A 15,693-nucleotide genomic window follows, 5' to 3' on the forward strand; every position below is an offset into this window, starting at 1 on the left:
TCGGATATGTCCCCTAATTTGTCCCTGGGCATTCACCCAGTAACGGGTTTCGGCATAGGCTAACGCACATACCGACTAATCCGTCATACTCGAGGTGATTGAAGTGCCTGCAGGTTCCAAGAATCCTGCCTTGCAAAACCCACCAACAAAGACCCAGGTTAACCAAATCATCACCCAATATAAAGATGGCGAGCTCGCACTTGCTGAGGCACTGCGCATGTTGTCAGGGAAGCCGGGACCGGCATCAGACAACGCCCCAACTGCGCTGAGCAAGGAAAGGCTCTTGTCTATCTTTACGCAACTGGATGAACTCGTAGGGTTAAAGAACGTGAAGTCCGTCGTGCGTGAGGTGTTTGCTCTCCTCTATATGCAGGAACGGCGGCGCGCGATGCACCTGAAGGTGGAGCCGGTTGTTCTGCACATGGTGTTCAAGGGCAACCCGGGAACAGGGAAGACCACGGTCGCAAGGCTTCTTGCGCAAATGTTCCACGCTTGCGGGCTGCTCGAAAAAGGTCATCTTGTTGAGGTTGAACGGGCCGATCTCGTTGGCGAATACATCGGCCACACAGCCCAAAAGACGCGAGAGATGGTGAAGAAGGCCCTCGGCGGCGTGCTGTTTATTGATGAAGCGTATTCGCTCGCCCGTGGCGGGGAGAGGGACTTTGGCCGGGAGAGCATTGATGCGCTGGTCAAGGCGATGGAAGACCACCGCAATGAGTTTGTGGCCATCATCGCGGGGTATGAGCGCGAGATGGATTGGTTCTTATCGACCAACCCTGGGCTGCCGAGTCGGTTTCCCATTCATCTGTCGTTCCCGGATTACACGGTGAATGAGCTGCTGCAGATTGCCAAACAAACGGCCAACGAACGCCAGTACACCCTCAGTGTCGGGGCAGAGTCCAAGTTGCGGCACTACTTTGAAGTCGGGGGCAGTACGAAGACTGCTGCGTTCAGCAACGCGAGGATGGTCCGAAACGTCGTTGAAAAGGCGGTTCGACGACAGGCTGTTAGGCTGTTTGACATTGATTCATTAACACGATCCGCTGCGATGACCCTGAACCCCGAAGACTTCGACCTGAAGGAGGTCTCGCCGTGAAACGCAGTCTGGTGATTGGAAACGCCAATGTGGGGAAGACCCTGTTCTGTCTACGGTTTGCCTATTACATGGGATTGCGTCAAGTACGAATGTTTGTTGAGCGGACAGACGGAAAGTCTGAGGAACGTTTCCTAACGATCGATGAAGCAAAAAAGCTGTTGTCCAGTCCTCAAGCTCATCATACCCGGGACCTGCAGACCATTGTACTTGACGTTCCACGAGGTAAATCCAGTCGACAGTTGCTGCTGACCGACACAACGGGTTTGACAGAGGGGATTCATCCTGACGCCAACATTCGCCAAGCGATGGCACAGACTCTGGAAGCCCTTACCGGCGCACAGGTGATATTGCATGTTGTCGATGCGGCTAAGCTTGGCAGCGAATCGGGGGGGACGGGGAAGTCACACGCGTGGAAGCCAGTCGATGAGCAACTGGCGGAGTACAGCCAAGGCAATGGCGGGTATCTGATCCTTGCCAACAAGATGGACCTTCCTGGTGCCAAGGCCGGCTATCAACAACTGGTGAAGCGGTTTTCCAAACACCGTGTCTTCCCGGTGTCGGCGCTCTACGGCGACGGCTTCCGGGAGGTGAAGCAGTATGTTTGGCGGTTTGCCTGAGTGGGTGCTGCAGCTTGCGGCGATGATTTTCATCGGATCGGCCATTAAACTGCTCGATGACCACTTGGACAGCGAGTACGACATCTGTCGTGGAGAACGTACCCTTGCCGTTCGGCTCGGGCGATCCGTTCTGGCGTATGGGCTGGTCACGGCACTTCTGGCTGTCACGTTCGACAAGTCTTTGGCGATAGCCTTGTTTTTTTCCAGTTACGCGGTCGGGATGTTTATGGAGCCGAAGGAGAAGATGCCGACACGTGTACCTGCTTTTGTCGAGTCTCTGGCGGCCATTGGTTTGTCATTTCTCATCACGGGTTGGCGAGAGGGTTTGTTTGCCTTGGCGTTTGTAGCGACGGTGGACTGGTTGGATGACATCGTGGATTACGCCCGCGATGAACAGACGGGACAGAGGAATCTAGCTCGACGCGTCGGGCTCGTCGAGGCTACGCTGCTTATTCTGCTGGCTTTCGTGATATCCGTACTTCTGGCGCCCGTTACGACCATTCTCGGCTTTCTTGCGTTTGCCGTCGTGACCGCCGTGTCAGAGTTATCCACGCAAAACCTGTGGCAGCACGGAGAAAATGGACTCGGCCAAACCGAAGCAAGTAGCCTTTCTGACTCTGGCGATATGACAGATGCCAGGCATCTGACAGCTATGGAGGCGGGAGGGAACCGCGGTGCCGGAAAGATGTTCTCTGACAAGGCGACAGATGCCGAGGCCACGGACAAAGAGAAAGACGATATAACCACCCAGCATGAGGTTGCAGATAATCCCAAATACCTCGGAGGTGACACGGATGGGCGCGATTGAGACGATCATGCTTTTGGTTTTCGTGGTGTTGGCGGCCCTGTTGATTGGTTATGCCACAGGCCGACGGTATGGGCTGGTGCAAGGTCGTCGGCTTGGCCGAGCGCAGGCGCCGCTGTTTCTGCGCAGGCAGGTATTGGCGACGGGGCACTGTCCGATTTGCGATGCAACGTATGACGAGGGGGGACGGCGGCAACCATCTCACTCAGGGTTGAATTTGGAGTGAAAGGCGTTTGCGACTATCAAGTGGTACAATGGTGGCTAAATAAATGGTGGCTAATTAAAGGAAGAAGCGGGTGATGGTTTCGGAACAGCAGACACAGATTCAACAGGTTATTGCTGTCTTGCGGAGAGATCCTTCTGAAGGTGACGAGCACTTTACGGACCGGGTCGAGGAGCTTGTTGGACTTTGCGAAGCTGCAGGTGGAGAGGTTAAGGTGCGCATCGTTCAAACGCGTGCCCGCGTTGACGGGGCTCTCTACTTGGGCAGCGGCAAGATTGAGGAAGTACGGCTGGCCGTGGAAGCCCATGACGCTGATGTCGTGGTGTTTGATGCTGAGCTGAGTCCTGGACAGGTGCGCAACCTCGAGGGGCGGCTGCCGTGCCGCGTGATCGACCGGACGCAGCTTATCCTCGATATCTTTGCTCAGCGAGCCCGGTCACGGGAAGGCATGCTTCAGGTGGAGATTGCACAGTTGCAGTACCTATTGCCAAGGCTCACAGGCCGTGGGGTAGAGCTGTCCCGCCTCGGTGGCGGCATTGGCACGAGGGGCCCTGGTGAATCAAAACTGGAGATGGACCGGCGGCGCATCCGTGAGCGCATCAGCCACTTGCGCGAGCGCCTGAAAGGACTTGAAAGCCGGCGTGATGTACAACGAAACCGACGGGCAAGGTCTACTCCGGCAGTGGCCCTAGTCGGATACACGAATGCGGGGAAGACGACGCTTTTGAAGCGTTGGACCGAGGACCGCGGTTCGATACCTGTCACATCTGGCCAAAACCGACTGTTTGATACGCTCGATCCGTTAGCACGACGAGTCAAATCTGGTGCAACGGGTGAGATTGTCGTCCTCGATACGGTTGGCTTCGTGCAAAACCTGCCGCATCTGTTGGTAGACGCGTTTCGGGCAACGTTGGAAGAAGCGACGGCGGTCGATCTGGTTATCCACGTGGTGGATGCCGTCAACGTAACGCACGAACGCATGGAGACCACGTACAAAGTGCTCGAGCAACTTGACGCGCTGAACCGACCTGTCATTACTTTGTTTAACAAGGCCGATCTGCTGCCAGCCGGGACAAACCCGCCGCCTGATGTTCGTGCGTCGGCCTCGATTTATGCTTCTGCCGAGACTGGGATGAACATGGAAGCCTTTTATCAGTTGATCGATGAATACCTGGGCATGGACACGGTCCGTCTATCGGTTGTGGCCAACAACGGGGAAATGGACGGACTGTGGAGTCAATTGGCGCGCATGGGACGGATTGTGGATGTCGATCACGATCCGATGGCGGTTCACCTGGATGTAGAGCGCCGTATCGCGGACAGAACCAGAAACCAACTGCTTGCTCGCTATCCGGACCTGTTCGTTCAGATTGAGCAACGAGAGGGCGAAAGCACTCTCACTCCTGGGGCGGGGCAAGGGAGCCAGTTTATGCTCGACCCCGATGGGGAGAGTCACCAAGAAGGAGCGCATCATGACTGAGGAGCGTCAAACGAGACAGGTGAATGTACAGGATTTGATGCGAGAGGCAGAGGAGAGACTGCGGACGCGGTTTCGTCAGATCGATGCCATCGCATTGCGCAATCAAAAGAAGGTGCTCGAGGCGTTCTGGGCAGAACGGGTGAGTGCGCCGGACTTATCAGGATCGACTGGATATGGACTCGACGATGCTGGAAGAGACAAGTTGGAACGTGTATACGCGAACGCCTTTGGCGCTGAAGCAGCGCTCGTCCGACCGCAGATTGTGTCCGGAACCCATGCCCTGCGGCTCGGTTTGTTCGGTGTCCTTCGTCCTTTAGATGAGATTGTTTTTGCGACGGGAAAACCGTATGACACCCTGGAAGGCGTCGTCGGGATTCGTCCGATGTCGGGGAGCTTGGCCGAGTGGGGGATTTCCCACAAACTTATCCCTTTGCTCGGGGACGGGACAATTGACATGCCTGCCGTGCTCGAAGCCATCGGGCCTCGGACAAAGGTGGTCTTTTTCCAGCGCTCACGAGGCTATGCAGATCGGCCGGCGCTGTCCATTTCTTCGCTCCATCAGTCGTTTCGTGCGGTGAGAGAGGCGGCCAAGGATGTCTTTATCCTCGTCGACAACTGTTACGGCGAATTCGTGGAAGACCTGGAGCCGAGTGCGGTCGGTGCTGACCTTGTGATGGGTTCGCTGATTAAAAACCCCGGAGCCGGCATTATGACAACAGGCGGCTATATCGCGGGAACAAAGACAGCGGTAGAGCACGCGGCTGAACAGTTGACGGCACCCGGAGTCGGGGGAGAGTACGGACCCACGCATGACTTTTTGCGTCCCCTTTTTCAGTCGCTGTTCTTAGCTCCGCATGTTGTTGCACAAGCGGTGAAAGGCTCATTGCTTGCAGCCTATGTGTTTGAGGCCCTGGGACTGAACGTGTCACCACGCTGGGAAGAGGGGAGGAGTGATCTGATTCTGGCCATCACCTTTGGCGACCCGGAACGGTTGTTGGCCTTCTGCCGGGCGGTACAGTCCACCGCACCGATTGACTCCTTTGTCCGGCCCGAAGCAGACGCGATGGCAGGGTATGACGATGAAGTTGTGATGGCGGCAGGCACTTTTGTTCAAGGCGGGTCGCTTGAAATGTCCGCGGATGCTCCGATGCGTGCACCGTTCATCGGGTACTTGCAAGGTGGGCTGACCTATGAGCATGTTTACATTGCTGTGGAGCGCATAGCGTCAGATATTATGAGTCTGATGTAAGCTATATTGCAAAAGTTTCTATGTTGTGTAAGGAAACCTTACATACTGTGTTGAGAGAAGAATGCTTACATGGTACCCTCCATATAAATGCTCCGTGGGGGTGCGCGGATGGACCTCGAATCCCGTAAGCAACTACCCTTATTCTCCATCGGAATTGTGGAAAAGCTGACCGGATTGTCTGCCCGGCAGATCCGTTATTATGAGCAACACGGATTGGTTCAACCCGCCAGGTCACAAGGCAATCAGAGACTGTTTTCTTTTGTGGATGTTGAACGGTTGATTCAGGTCAGTGCGCTGCTCGATGAGGGTCTCAACATGGAAGGCGTGAAGGAACGGATTACGCGCCTAGCCAAGGCTGAAACCACCAAGGAGAAGAAGTCGGTGGAACCAAGCGACCACCAGGTTTACGAACGGATGCGTCAAGAGATGCTTGAACGCCCTGGGCTTGGCGGGGCATCGGAGTTCCAGGGGGACCTGTTCCGCTTTTATCGAAAGCGCTAGGTTCTTTGTGCTTGTTTGTCGCATTGGTCAACCAAGATGGGAGGAATATTCATGAGAAGAAACTACACCAAGGACGAGATCCTAAGGTTTGCAGAAGAGGCTAATGTCAGGTACGTCCGCTTGCAGTTTACGGATTTGCTCGGTGTTATCAAGAATGTCGAGATCCCGGTTGATCAGTTGGGCAAAGCACTTGATAACAAAATCATGTTTGATGGCTCATCTATCGAGGGTTTTGTCCGCATTGAGGAGTCTGACATGTATCTGGTTCCAGACCTCGCAACTTGGCTCGTGTTCCCGTGGGGCCATGAACTTGGCAAAGTGGCAAGACTCATTTGCGACATTCATCTTCCTGACGGATCGCCGTTCCCTGGAGACCCGCGCGGTGTGCTGAAACGGGTTTTGCAACAGTCTAAGGACCTTGGATTTGACGCCTTCAATGTTGGACCGGAGCCTGAGTTCTTCCTCTTTAAGCTCGATTCCGAGGGCAAGCCAACCACTGAAGTCAATGATGAGGGCGGTTATTTCGACTGGGCGCCGCTCGATCTTGGTGAGAACTGCCGACGCGATATCACCCTGACGCTTGAATCGATGGGCTTTGAAATCGAGGCCTCTCATCATGAAGTCGCACCAGGTCAGCATGAAATTGACTTTCAGTATGCGGATGCACTGGAGACGGCAGACAACATCGCGACATTCCGTCTGGTCGTCAAGACGATTGCGCGTCAGTATGGATTGCATGCAACCTTCATGCCAAAGCCGGTCTATGGCATCAATGGTTCTGGCATGCATTGTCACATGTCTTTGTTCCGAAATGGCGGCAATGCATTCTACGCAGCGGAAGACGAGATGGGCCTGAGCGAAACTGCACGCCATTTCTTGGCTGGCATTCTGCAGCATGCAAAGGGATTTACGGCTGTGACGAACCCGCTGGTGAATTCCTACAAGCGTCTGGTTCCGGGGTTTGAGGCACCTTGCTATGTGGCTTGGTCCCTGAAAAACCGGTCACCATTGGTACGAATTCCTGCAGCGCGCGGTCTCAGTACCCGGATTGAAGTTCGGAGCCCAGACCCGTCCGCAAACCCATACTTAGCGATTGCAGCGATGCTGGCGAGCGGACTCGATGGCATCCAGAACGGGACGCCGCTGGCTGATCCTACGAATCGGAACATCTACATCATGACCGCTGAGGAGAAAGCCGAGGCTGGAATCCACAGTTTGCCGGAAAACCTCGGCGATGCGATCAATGAGCTCAGTCGTGATGAAGTCGTGAGGACAGCACTTGGCGATCATGTGTTCCACCACTTTGTCGAGGCAAAGCGTCTGGAATGGGATATCTACAGGACACAGATCTCCAAGTGGGAGAGCGACCAATACCTCAGTCTGTACTAGAGCCACATATTGCAAACAGCCGCCCGGGGAGTTCCATCCGAGCGGCTGTTTGCGATTTATTCAGGTGTTCGTTTGATTTGGGGCATGACTCATTGAACATGGTTCGGTATTTCAATGACATCAGGACAGCGTTCGGAAAACACCGATGACTTTGCCAAGGATTTGAACGGTTTTCACACGTATCGGCTGCATTGTTTGATTTTCAGGTTGAAGCCGAATGTGATCTTTTTCCTTGAAGAACCGTTTGACCGTCGCCTCGTCTTCCTCTGTCATCGCAACAACAATTTCTCCGTTTCGGGCATCTTGCTGCTTTCGGACAATCACGTAGTCTCCGTCAAGGATCCCCGCCTCAATCATACTTTCTCCCTGTACCTTCAAGAGAAACACATTCCTGTCTTCCGAAACCATTGACTTCGGCAACGGGAAATAGTCCTCCACATCCTCAATCGCAGTAATGGGCTGACCAGCCGTTACCCGCCCCACGATTGGCGCCAAGGCATAAGACGGGTTCTCATAACCCTCCCATGAGGGCGGCATTGGACGGGTAGGAGGAGTATGCAATCCATCGTCTTCCAAAAGTTCAATCGCCCTTGGCTTTGTCGGGTCTCGTCGCAGATAACCTTTGGCTTGCAACCGAGCCAGATGGCCATGAACCGTAGAACTGGATGCGAGCCCAACAGCTTCGCCAATCTCCCGAACGGAAGGCGGATACCCGCGCTCTCGGACGCTTTGTCTTATGTAGTGAAGTATCTGTTCTTGCCTGTGAGAAAGACCGGTCACATGAGCTCCTCCGTTTCAATCAAGCTTCTCGTAGTTCTACCATAACATGGTTGTTTCAATAACGCAAACGTGTGTTCGCTTTTCACTTGACGGAACATGTGTTCGCATAGTAGATTATTATATATAGAACATACGTTCGGTTGGAGGGGTTAGAATGAGACAAGAAGCAATGGCTGTACAGGGCAATAGTTCCTGGAGGAGAGAGTTGAACGTGACTGAACACAGGAGCAGTCACAACATGGGTTCAGTCCGGCGATGGAAGCGCAGCCTTGCAGTAATTGCGGTAGCGTTGATGTGGGGAATCACTTCTTTTTCAGTGATTCATCACAATGGCGGCGTTGCCAGCGCGGAAACAACGGGTGTGCCATATGTGGTTCACCGAGGGGACACACTATGGAATATAGCCCTGAAGACAAGCGGTGCAGGAGTAGACACGCGGACAGTGGTACTCCAAATTATGCAGATGAATCACATGAAAAATGCTCAAATCTATGCGGGTGAGCATTTGGTCCTGCCGAATAACGCAAAGTAACAACGATTTCTGAGTCAATGTGATTGTTTGAGAATTAACGGTGTAGTTTCGTTGGCACCGTTGTGTCGAATCATTGACGAGAAATACCAGATGATTCGATTAGACGACAAGAAAACACATGACTAGATTAAATGAAGGCTTTCCAGTGCTTTTAAGACGCCGTGATTTTGAACGGTATCAGTGACCAGACTGGCGTGCTTTTTGACTTCATCGGCAGCGTTTCCCATGGCGATGGATAGCCCGACGGACTGAAACATACCGATGTCGTTTCCTCCATCTCCGACGTGGATGGCCTCTCTAGGGGAGATATTCCAAGTCTTAAGCAGGGAACTAGCCCCAATGGACTTGTCACAGCCAAGTCGTTGGAGGTCGATGGCATACGGATTCCATCGGTACACAAGACATTCCGGAACTTCTCGATGAAAAACATCGTCAAACTCCTCAGGCACAAAGACGTTCGCCTGATATATAGGTCCTGCGGCGCCTGACAGTACGTCTGCGGCTGATGTGCGCTCAATCGGAGGAAAGCTGTACGAGTCAAGTATCGGCTGGTATTGGGCGGGAATGTCTGCGAGTGCCATCGTTTGATGGTGAGTGTGCAGGATAATCGTTAGGGCGTATTTATTTGCAACGCTGAGAATCTTGCTCACGGTATCTATGGAGAGCGGCATGGAAAGCGTTACGTCGTTTTGGGTCACTGCAAGACCGCCATTAAAATAAACAGCATGTCCAATCCCCAGTCGTTCCTGCACAGACGTCGTATGCACGGTTGATCTTCCTGTACATAAGGCTACTTTATATCCTTTTGCATCTAAACGTTGGACTACTTCTGATGCACTCGACACCAGCTGTTGGTCGCTCACCAACGTGCCGTCGATATCCAGAAAGACTGCTCGAAAATCCATCCGGTCTCCTCCTAAGTGCGCTGCACATTCATTGTTCCATTATAAGGTGCGCGCATGCACTTTCCCAACTCAACTTTCCTCCCAAATGGGCTGCTTTGGCAACGTAGACATCAAATTCTCCTCTGAGATGTGATAACATAGTGCAATATGACCGGGGACGTCGGTTGCGTTCACGGGCGAGCCTTTCGCAAACGGAGGAGACAAGATATGGCTGTATCAATGGAGCAGTTGGTTGCCTTAGCAAAGCACAGGGGATTTATTTTCCCTGGTTCAGATATTTACGGAGGACTGGCCAACACGTGGGACTACGGTCCTTTAGGATCAGAACTGAAAAACAACATTAAGCGTGCCTGGTGGAGGCAATTTATTCAACAGTCTCCGCTGAACGTCGGACTCGACACCGCTATCTTGATGAACCGTGAAGTCTGGGTAGCTTCCGGACACGTGGGTAACTTTAACGATCCGATGGTGGATTGCAGGCAGTGCAAGGCGCGCCATCGGGCGGACAAATTGATTGAAGCTGCGCTTGAAGCGAAGGGCGTAGATATGATTGTTGACGGACTGCCATTTGAACGGATGGAAGAATTAATTCAAGAGTATGATGTAGCGTGCCCGGATTGCGGCAGCAAGGACTTCACACACGTACGGCAGTTTAACATGATGTTCAAGACTCACCAAGGGGTTACCGACGATGCAACAAATGAAATCTACCTGCGCCCAGAGACGGCACAGGGCATCTTCGTCAACTTCAAGAATGTCATGCGCACCATGCGTAAGAAACTGCCTTTTGGCATCGGACAGATAGGGAAGAGCTTTCGCAATGAGATTACACCAGGCAACTTTATCTTCCGTACGCGTGAATTTGAACAAATGGAGCTTGAGTTCTTTTGCGCGCCAGGTACTGATATGGAATGGTTTCAATATTGGCGGAGCTTTTGTCATGAGTGGGTGCTCTCGATTGGCTTAAAGCAGGAAAATCTTCGTCTGCGAGATCACGAGCCGGCGCAGTTATCGCACTACAGTACAGCCACAACCGATGTAGAGTATCAGTTTCCTTTTGGGTGGGGAGAGTTACTTGGCGTTGCAAACCGGACCAACTACGATTTGAAACAGCACGGGGAGCATGCACGACAGGACTTCACTGTCGAGGAAGAAGGGAAAGAACCGTTTATTCCGTATGTGATTGAACCCTCCATTGGCGTGGATAGGCTTCTGTTGGCTGTCTTTGCAGATGCCTATGAGGAGCAGAGCTTAGAGGGCGGGGATGTACGAACGGTCCTTCATTTTCATCCTTCTCTAGCTCCGTATAAAGCAGCAGTGTTTCCGCTGTCGAAGAAGTTGAGTGAGGGTGCTGAATCGATTTATCAGCAGCTTGCCAGCGAGTTTCGTGTGGACTATGACGAATCGGGATCGATTGGTAAACGATACCGGCGTCACGACGAAATTGGCACACCGTATTGCATCACATACGACTTTCAATCCGAAGAGGACCGTGCTGTCACAGTCCGTGACCGCGATTCAATGGAGCAGGTTCGCATTCCAATTGCTGAGCTGAACGACTGGTTGCGTCAAAAAGTGAACGCGTAAGTCACCACTGCATGACTCGTGCTGGACTTGGGAACACCTAGGCAATGGGGGTGAAGTTCCATGTCGAACCAGCACACGGAAAACCACAATGACAATTTCACGTTTGTCGGTGCCTTAAAGAATAACGATCACTTCGAGGCGATTGTGGATCATAAGAACTTGGAATTTGAACACTCTAAGGGTTATCCGATTCCGTGGCGACAGATTCATCGCGCAAACGTGCCCCACTTAGGCCGTCACTCGCGGTAATCCAAGGAAGGCAAGACACTTCTTTATCCCCGAGGCACACAGGAGCCCCTTACAGAGGTCCTGTGTGCCTTCTTTGCGTATTGGCGGTATACTTATGTTGTGTGATTGAGTGTCAGCAAACCTGTGGGGGGATACATATGGATCTCGGTTTCAATGGGAAGGTTGCGCTGGTCGCCGCTTCGAGCGGTGGTTTAGGGTACGCCACTGCGCTACAGTTGGCGACAGAAGGTTCGAAGGTGATGTTGACCAGCCGCAGTGAGGAACGCCTCGCTTCGGCTGCAGAAAAAATCATCAGCCAATCGGGAAATACGAACGTTGCTTATCAAGTGGCAGACGTGAGCAGTAAAGATGACATTGGCAGGCTGTGTGACACGGTGGAGAAGACCTACGGCGGGGTGGATATCCTCATTACAAATGCCGGTGGCCCGCCTCCGGGGAACTTCGAATCTGTTCAAGAACAAGACTGGGAGTTGGGGTTTCAGCTGTCGCTGATGAGTGTGGTGCGGCTGGTGCAAGGTGCGTTGCCGCACATGAAGCAACAACGATTTGGACGGATTGTACACTTTACGAGTTCATCTATTAAACAACCGATTGACAATCTGATTCTTTCCAACACATTTCGCACCGCCATCGCAGGGCTGGGGAAGAGTTTGGCGATAGAGTTAGCGCCTTTTAATATTTTAGTTAACACACTTGGCCCTGGTCGTATCGCGACAGATCGTGTTGCATATCTGGACCGGACCGCTGCAGAGCGCCAAGGTCTGGACCTTGCTGAAGTCATCCGACGTTCAGAGGGGAATATTCCTTTGGGACGCTACGGGGACCCGGAGGAATTTGCATCAATTGCAGCTTTCTTAGCATCTCCGAGGAATGGATATGTCACGGGTCAGTCTATTCTCGTAGATGGCGGTATGATTCGGAGTCTCTAATCCGCGCTGTTCCATGAAAACAAAGGGCGACTGAGCTGGTAGTTTGAACAGCTGAGTCGCCCGTTTTATCATTCGAGGATGTATCATCATGCTGCCGTAGACCATGGCGCAAAAGGTTAATCAGCAGCCCTGGCGAGCAGTATGTCGTCTGTTCTCGTAGCGGGACTTCTTTCTGCCAAAAACTGTTGGATGGCCTCGACGGTTAAACCGGCTTCTTTAGCTGCGATGATAAGCCTTGCCCATTCCACATCCAAGGTGTGTATCTCTCTCTCAGTTGGTACTTCTAACCCACCCAATAATGCATCCAAGTCGTTGATCACCTTTTAACCCCCTGCTTTCCGCGTTTCCACATTTCTACTCAACGGTTTCACTCGCTGGTGTGGCTTCAAATCTCCTTGATTGTACGCATGACCATGATGAACATTCCTGTTGTGCGACGAAAATTTTTGACTACGCATTCAATGCATGAAACAGACTGACTATATGTATGTAAGACGTCAGTCAGTTCATCATTAAGTCATTCAACTTGATGCGTGTCTGCGGCTGTATCGGTTACTTGTGGGAGATTTTCAGGTGTCTCTGAGGCGTTCTTCTTGAAAAAGTGCTTGATGTCATCGTAGGAAAACCCAAGTTCTTTGGCGAGAATAATCAATTCTGCCCATTCTAGATCGACATCAGGAAACGCAGCTGCCCTGGACTCGGAACTGTGGTTCATTTCGGATGAACGCTCCTCCCGAAATTCATACAGCTTTTGTCGGCAGTCCAGCTGTCATAGTAAGGAAACCTTAGACCTGTGACTTTGCGTCCCTGCTTTTCAGTCAGGTTTGCCCTTATACAATAAAAACCGCTATGTTCTGCTCTTATTCTACGCGCTTTTCTGACAACATTTCAACGAAAATGTTTCTACATTATTCCAGCTCGATAGCGATGATTCGACATTATTATCGGTGTGATGTGCGGTTATGGAGTTATTTTTGTCATAAATTGTTGCATTGTTAAATACAATGATTGCCTTTTGAATAATATATGGTATAGTTACCGTGTGTTCTTAAATAAGAACAACGCTGAGAACACGAAAATAGAGTATTGCAGAGGAGGTCCTGTCGATGATATGCGATGAGGACATCGTCCAATGTGTATATTGTCACGAGTTCCAACTACGCAGTGACGTGCATTCAGTGTTCAAGACCGGTTTCGGGCGCAGAAATGGTGTCGATGTTCCATTAGGGGTCTGCGTCCGATGTGAAACCGAAAACGGTCAGAAGACCAAGGAGACAGGTGATGTTCCTAAGGACCAGGGAGACAGGTGATGTCCAAAATCGTACAGCGCTGAACCTATCAGGCATATGTACGCAACTCACGACAATACGGCCGACCACTTTTGCTGACTTCGCGTTTTCCGCTGCGGATAGGCTGTTATTTCATTTTGTCGCCTGGGGTGGAGCAGGGTTGTAATCAGGTTCTAATAGACTATGCATAGGTACCTCTAATACAGTTGCAATGCGTTCGACAATTTGCACGGAAGGATTTACTTGTTTGTGTCTTTCAATTGCACTCAGATAAGATTTTGCAACCCCAGACCTCTTTGCCAATTCAGATAACGACAATTGATGCGTCCGGCGCAGCCGTCGAATTTGGTCTCCTATCATATCATTCAACTCCTCTGCTAAGAGATATAACCAGACACGGCTAGGTTTCGTGAAACACCTCGCGGTTATGCGTTATAATGAACGAATATGCTGGTTTCTATAACGAGAAAGTGTGAAACTAGCTGAAATATCCAGAAAACATGATATTATAGTACATTATAACGAACAAACAGTCTATAGGCTTGTTTTCATGTTCGCGGCAATACACTATACTACACCCAAGTGTTCGTTATTCAGAACAAAAGGTGTGCTTTATCGACTAACATATGAACTCGATGCTAGACAAAGGCAGGCGAATATTGTGTTGCAGCTATCCCGTAATGCACGTCTGATGGAATTCGTTTTGGACCTCAGCTTTCTTGTGATTGGCCTGCCACTGGCCAGCCGTCTCCAGTTCGCATTGGTACATGAGAGTGTGCTTGACCGTGGGACTGCGTCTCACGTGCTGGTCGACTTGCTGTGCCTGTTTGCCTGGTTTTGTGCGCTCGTGGTATCGGCCGAATATCAGAGCAAACGCCGGTCTAGGTTCTGGGACGATTTTTGGGTCGTTATCCGGACAAATGCCTTCGCGTGTCTATTGTTTGGAGCGATGGCCTACACACTAAAGGTGATGGACATCTCGCGCTTATTTATTGTCTTTTATTGTGCGCTCATGTGCCTTTTGATGTTGGTGAGCCGTTGGATAACCAGACTGGGACTCTACGCCATTCGTTATTCACAGTGGGATATGCGCTCATACATTGTCGTCGGTGATACGGAAGCGGCTCATCGGTACTTGGCGCAGATTGATCACTACCGAAGAATGGGTATTCGCATCTTGGGATATTTATCCGAACGGCGTGGTGCCCTGAACGTACCTTATCTTGGTGCACCTGACCAGCTTGAAAAAGTATTGGCGGACGTGAGTTGCGATGGTGTCGTTATTGCACTCCCGTTGTCAGACCCCAATATTCAGCCCGTGCTGAACGTGTGTGAATGTCTAGGTAAGAGCGTTGAACTTGTGCTCGATGCGTTCTCGTCACGGATTACCCAAAGTGCCGTACATCAAGGTCCTCTCACGAGCAGTCTCGTTCTATCTTCTATTCCTCATACCCCTGCGGCAGCATTTGTCAAACGACTCACAGACATCGTTGTGTCTTCACTGGCACTTGTGCTGTTGAGCCCGCTTTTTCTCATTGTTGCAGCAACAATTCGACTGGCGGACGGTGGACCGGTAATTTTCCGCCAGCAGCGAGTGGGTTTACACAACAAACCATTCTGGATGTTGAAGTTCCGCAGCATGAGAGAAGACGCTGAATCTATGCAAGCTTTACTCATGGAACGAAATGAGATGTCCGGGCCTGTCTTCAAAATGACTGACGACCCGAGGGTAACACGTATCGGGCGTTTTATCAGGCGAACCAGCATTGATGAACTTCCTCAACTTCTAAATGTGCTTCGCGGTGAGATGAGCTTGGTTGGGCCGCGCCCTCCGCTGCCTACAGAGGTGTCTCACTACCAAGCTGTTCATCGTCGAAGACTTAGTGTCAAACCTGGACTTACCTGCCTATGGCAAGTAAGCGGGAGAAATAATATCGATTTTGAGCGTTGGATGGATCTGGATCTGCTCTACATTGACAACTGGTCCTACCTGAGAGATTGGGCAATTATCGCCAAGACCATTCCCGCCGTGTTGAGAAGGACTGGAGCCCGCTAAGAGTGC

Annotated in this window: 18 protein-coding genes and 1 riboswitch; of the genes, 13 read left to right on the top strand and 5 right to left on the bottom strand. The window is 51.6% G+C overall.

Annotation, left to right across the window (positions count from 1 at the left end; translation table 11 throughout):
* Positions 1-103 precede the first annotated feature (103 nt).
* The 8 genes from AN477_RS22900 (at position 104) to glnA (ending at position 7,360) form a co-directional block, all read left to right on the top strand.
* Positions 104-1,096 carry an AAA family ATPase gene (locus AN477_RS22900; protein ID WP_054971494.1) on the top strand — a complete coding sequence of 331 codons (993 nt, stop codon included), beginning with the start codon at positions 104-106 and terminating at the stop codon, positions 1,094-1,096.
* A complete protein-coding gene (locus tag AN477_RS22905) occupies positions 1,093-1,713 on the top strand; it encodes a GTPase domain-containing protein (RefSeq protein ID WP_054971495.1) in 621 nt (206 codons plus the stop codon). Before AN477_RS22900 ends, AN477_RS22905 begins: the two co-directional genes overlap by 4 nt.
* On the top strand, positions 1,694-2,521 hold the full coding sequence (locus AN477_RS22910) for a UbiA prenyltransferase family protein (protein WP_054971496.1): 828 nt from the start codon (positions 1,694-1,696) through the stop codon (positions 2,519-2,521). The genes AN477_RS22905 and AN477_RS22910 overlap by 20 nt, the downstream gene beginning before the upstream one ends.
* The gene (locus tag AN477_RS22915; RefSeq protein WP_054971497.1) at positions 2,508-2,744 is read left to right on the top strand and encodes a hypothetical protein; all 237 of its coding nucleotides are present in this window, start codon (positions 2,508-2,510) and stop codon (positions 2,742-2,744) included. The genes AN477_RS22910 and AN477_RS22915 overlap by 14 nt, the downstream gene beginning before the upstream one ends.
* 73 nt (positions 2,745-2,817) lie before the next feature.
* The gene (gene hflX, locus AN477_RS22920) at positions 2,818-4,221 is read left to right on the top strand and encodes a GTPase HflX (RefSeq protein ID WP_083486599.1); all 1,404 of its coding nucleotides are present in this window, start codon (positions 2,818-2,820) and stop codon (positions 4,219-4,221) included.
* Positions 4,214-5,470: a methionine gamma-lyase family protein gene (locus tag AN477_RS22925; protein ID WP_054971498.1), complete on the top strand. Its 1,257-nt coding sequence runs from the start codon at positions 4,214-4,216 to the stop codon at positions 5,468-5,470. The genes hflX and AN477_RS22925 overlap by 8 nt, the downstream gene beginning before the upstream one ends.
* 108 nt (positions 5,471-5,578) lie before the next feature.
* On the top strand, positions 5,579-5,971 hold the full coding sequence (locus AN477_RS22930) for a MerR family transcriptional regulator (protein ID WP_054971499.1): 393 nt from the start codon (positions 5,579-5,581) through the stop codon (positions 5,969-5,971).
* A 51-nt stretch (positions 5,972-6,022) separates the two neighbouring features.
* Positions 6,023-7,360, top strand: coding sequence for a type I glutamate--ammonia ligase (gene glnA, locus AN477_RS22935; RefSeq protein WP_054971500.1), 1,338 nt, complete (start codon positions 6,023-6,025; stop codon positions 7,358-7,360).
* Positions 7,361-7,480: 120 nt separating this feature from the next.
* Here glnA and lexA read toward each other — a convergent pair whose 3' ends face one another.
* Complete coding sequence (gene lexA / locus AN477_RS22940; RefSeq protein ID WP_054971501.1) at positions 7,481-8,140, bottom strand: transcriptional repressor LexA; 660 nt, start codon at positions 8,138-8,140, stop codon at positions 7,481-7,483.
* Positions 8,141-8,294: 154 nt separating this feature from the next.
* On the opposite strand from lexA, the gene AN477_RS22945 reads away from it, so the two are divergent.
* Positions 8,295-8,672: a LysM peptidoglycan-binding domain-containing protein gene (locus tag AN477_RS22945; protein WP_054971502.1), complete on the top strand. Its 378-nt coding sequence runs from the start codon at positions 8,295-8,297 to the stop codon at positions 8,670-8,672.
* 122 nt (positions 8,673-8,794) lie between these two features.
* On the opposite strand, the gene AN477_RS22950 is transcribed toward AN477_RS22945, so the two are convergent.
* Complete coding sequence (locus AN477_RS22950) at positions 8,795-9,577, bottom strand: Cof-type HAD-IIB family hydrolase (RefSeq protein WP_054971503.1); 783 nt, start codon at positions 9,575-9,577, stop codon at positions 8,795-8,797.
* A gap of 207 nt (positions 9,578-9,784) precedes the next feature.
* On the opposite strand from AN477_RS22950, the gene AN477_RS22955 reads away from it, so the two are divergent.
* The 3 genes from AN477_RS22955 to AN477_RS22965 all read left to right on the top strand — a co-directional run bounded on the left by AN477_RS22955 (position 9,785) and on the right by AN477_RS22965 (position 12,342).
* Positions 9,785-11,164: a glycine--tRNA ligase gene (locus AN477_RS22955; protein ID WP_054971504.1), complete on the top strand. Its 1,380-nt coding sequence runs from the start codon at positions 9,785-9,787 to the stop codon at positions 11,162-11,164.
* A 60-nt stretch (positions 11,165-11,224) separates the two neighbouring features.
* A complete protein-coding gene (locus AN477_RS22960; protein WP_054971505.1) occupies positions 11,225-11,413 on the top strand; it encodes a hypothetical protein in 189 nt (62 codons plus the stop codon).
* A gap of 137 nt (positions 11,414-11,550) precedes the next feature.
* The gene (locus AN477_RS22965) at positions 11,551-12,342 is read left to right on the top strand and encodes an SDR family oxidoreductase (protein ID WP_054971506.1); all 792 of its coding nucleotides are present in this window, start codon (positions 11,551-11,553) and stop codon (positions 12,340-12,342) included.
* Positions 12,343-12,458: 116 nt separating this feature from the next.
* On the opposite strand, the gene AN477_RS22970 is transcribed toward AN477_RS22965, so the two are convergent.
* The 3 genes from AN477_RS22970 to AN477_RS22985 all read right to left on the bottom strand — a co-directional run bounded on the left by AN477_RS22970 (position 12,459) and on the right by AN477_RS22985 (position 13,991).
* Positions 12,459-12,662 carry a hypothetical protein gene (locus AN477_RS22970; RefSeq protein WP_054971507.1) on the bottom strand — a complete coding sequence of 68 codons (204 nt, stop codon included), beginning with the start codon at positions 12,660-12,662 and terminating at the stop codon, positions 12,459-12,461.
* Positions 12,663-12,859: 197 nt separating this feature from the next.
* A complete protein-coding gene (locus AN477_RS24895) occupies positions 12,860-13,057 on the bottom strand; it encodes a hypothetical protein (protein WP_054971508.1) in 198 nt (65 codons plus the stop codon).
* Positions 13,058-13,095: 38 nt separating this feature from the next.
* A riboswitch (cyclic di-GMP riboswitch) is annotated at positions 13,096-13,181 on the bottom strand.
* Positions 13,182-13,763: 582 nt separating this feature from the next.
* Positions 13,764-13,991 carry a helix-turn-helix domain-containing protein gene (locus tag AN477_RS22985; protein WP_054971510.1) on the bottom strand — a complete coding sequence of 76 codons (228 nt, stop codon included), beginning with the start codon at positions 13,989-13,991 and terminating at the stop codon, positions 13,764-13,766.
* Between the two features lie 301 nt (positions 13,992-14,292).
* Between AN477_RS22985 and AN477_RS22990 the strand changes: the two genes are divergently transcribed.
* Complete coding sequence (locus AN477_RS22990; protein WP_169787949.1) at positions 14,293-15,687, top strand: sugar transferase; 1,395 nt, start codon at positions 14,293-14,295, stop codon at positions 15,685-15,687.
* The last annotated feature ends 6 nt before the right edge of the window (positions 15,688-15,693 follow it).

The sequence above is a fragment of the Paenalicyclobacillus ferrooxydans genome, assembly GCF_001399675.1.
Classification (GTDB): domain Bacteria; phylum Bacillota; class Bacilli; order Alicyclobacillales; family Alicyclobacillaceae; genus Alicyclobacillus_B; species Alicyclobacillus_B ferrooxydans.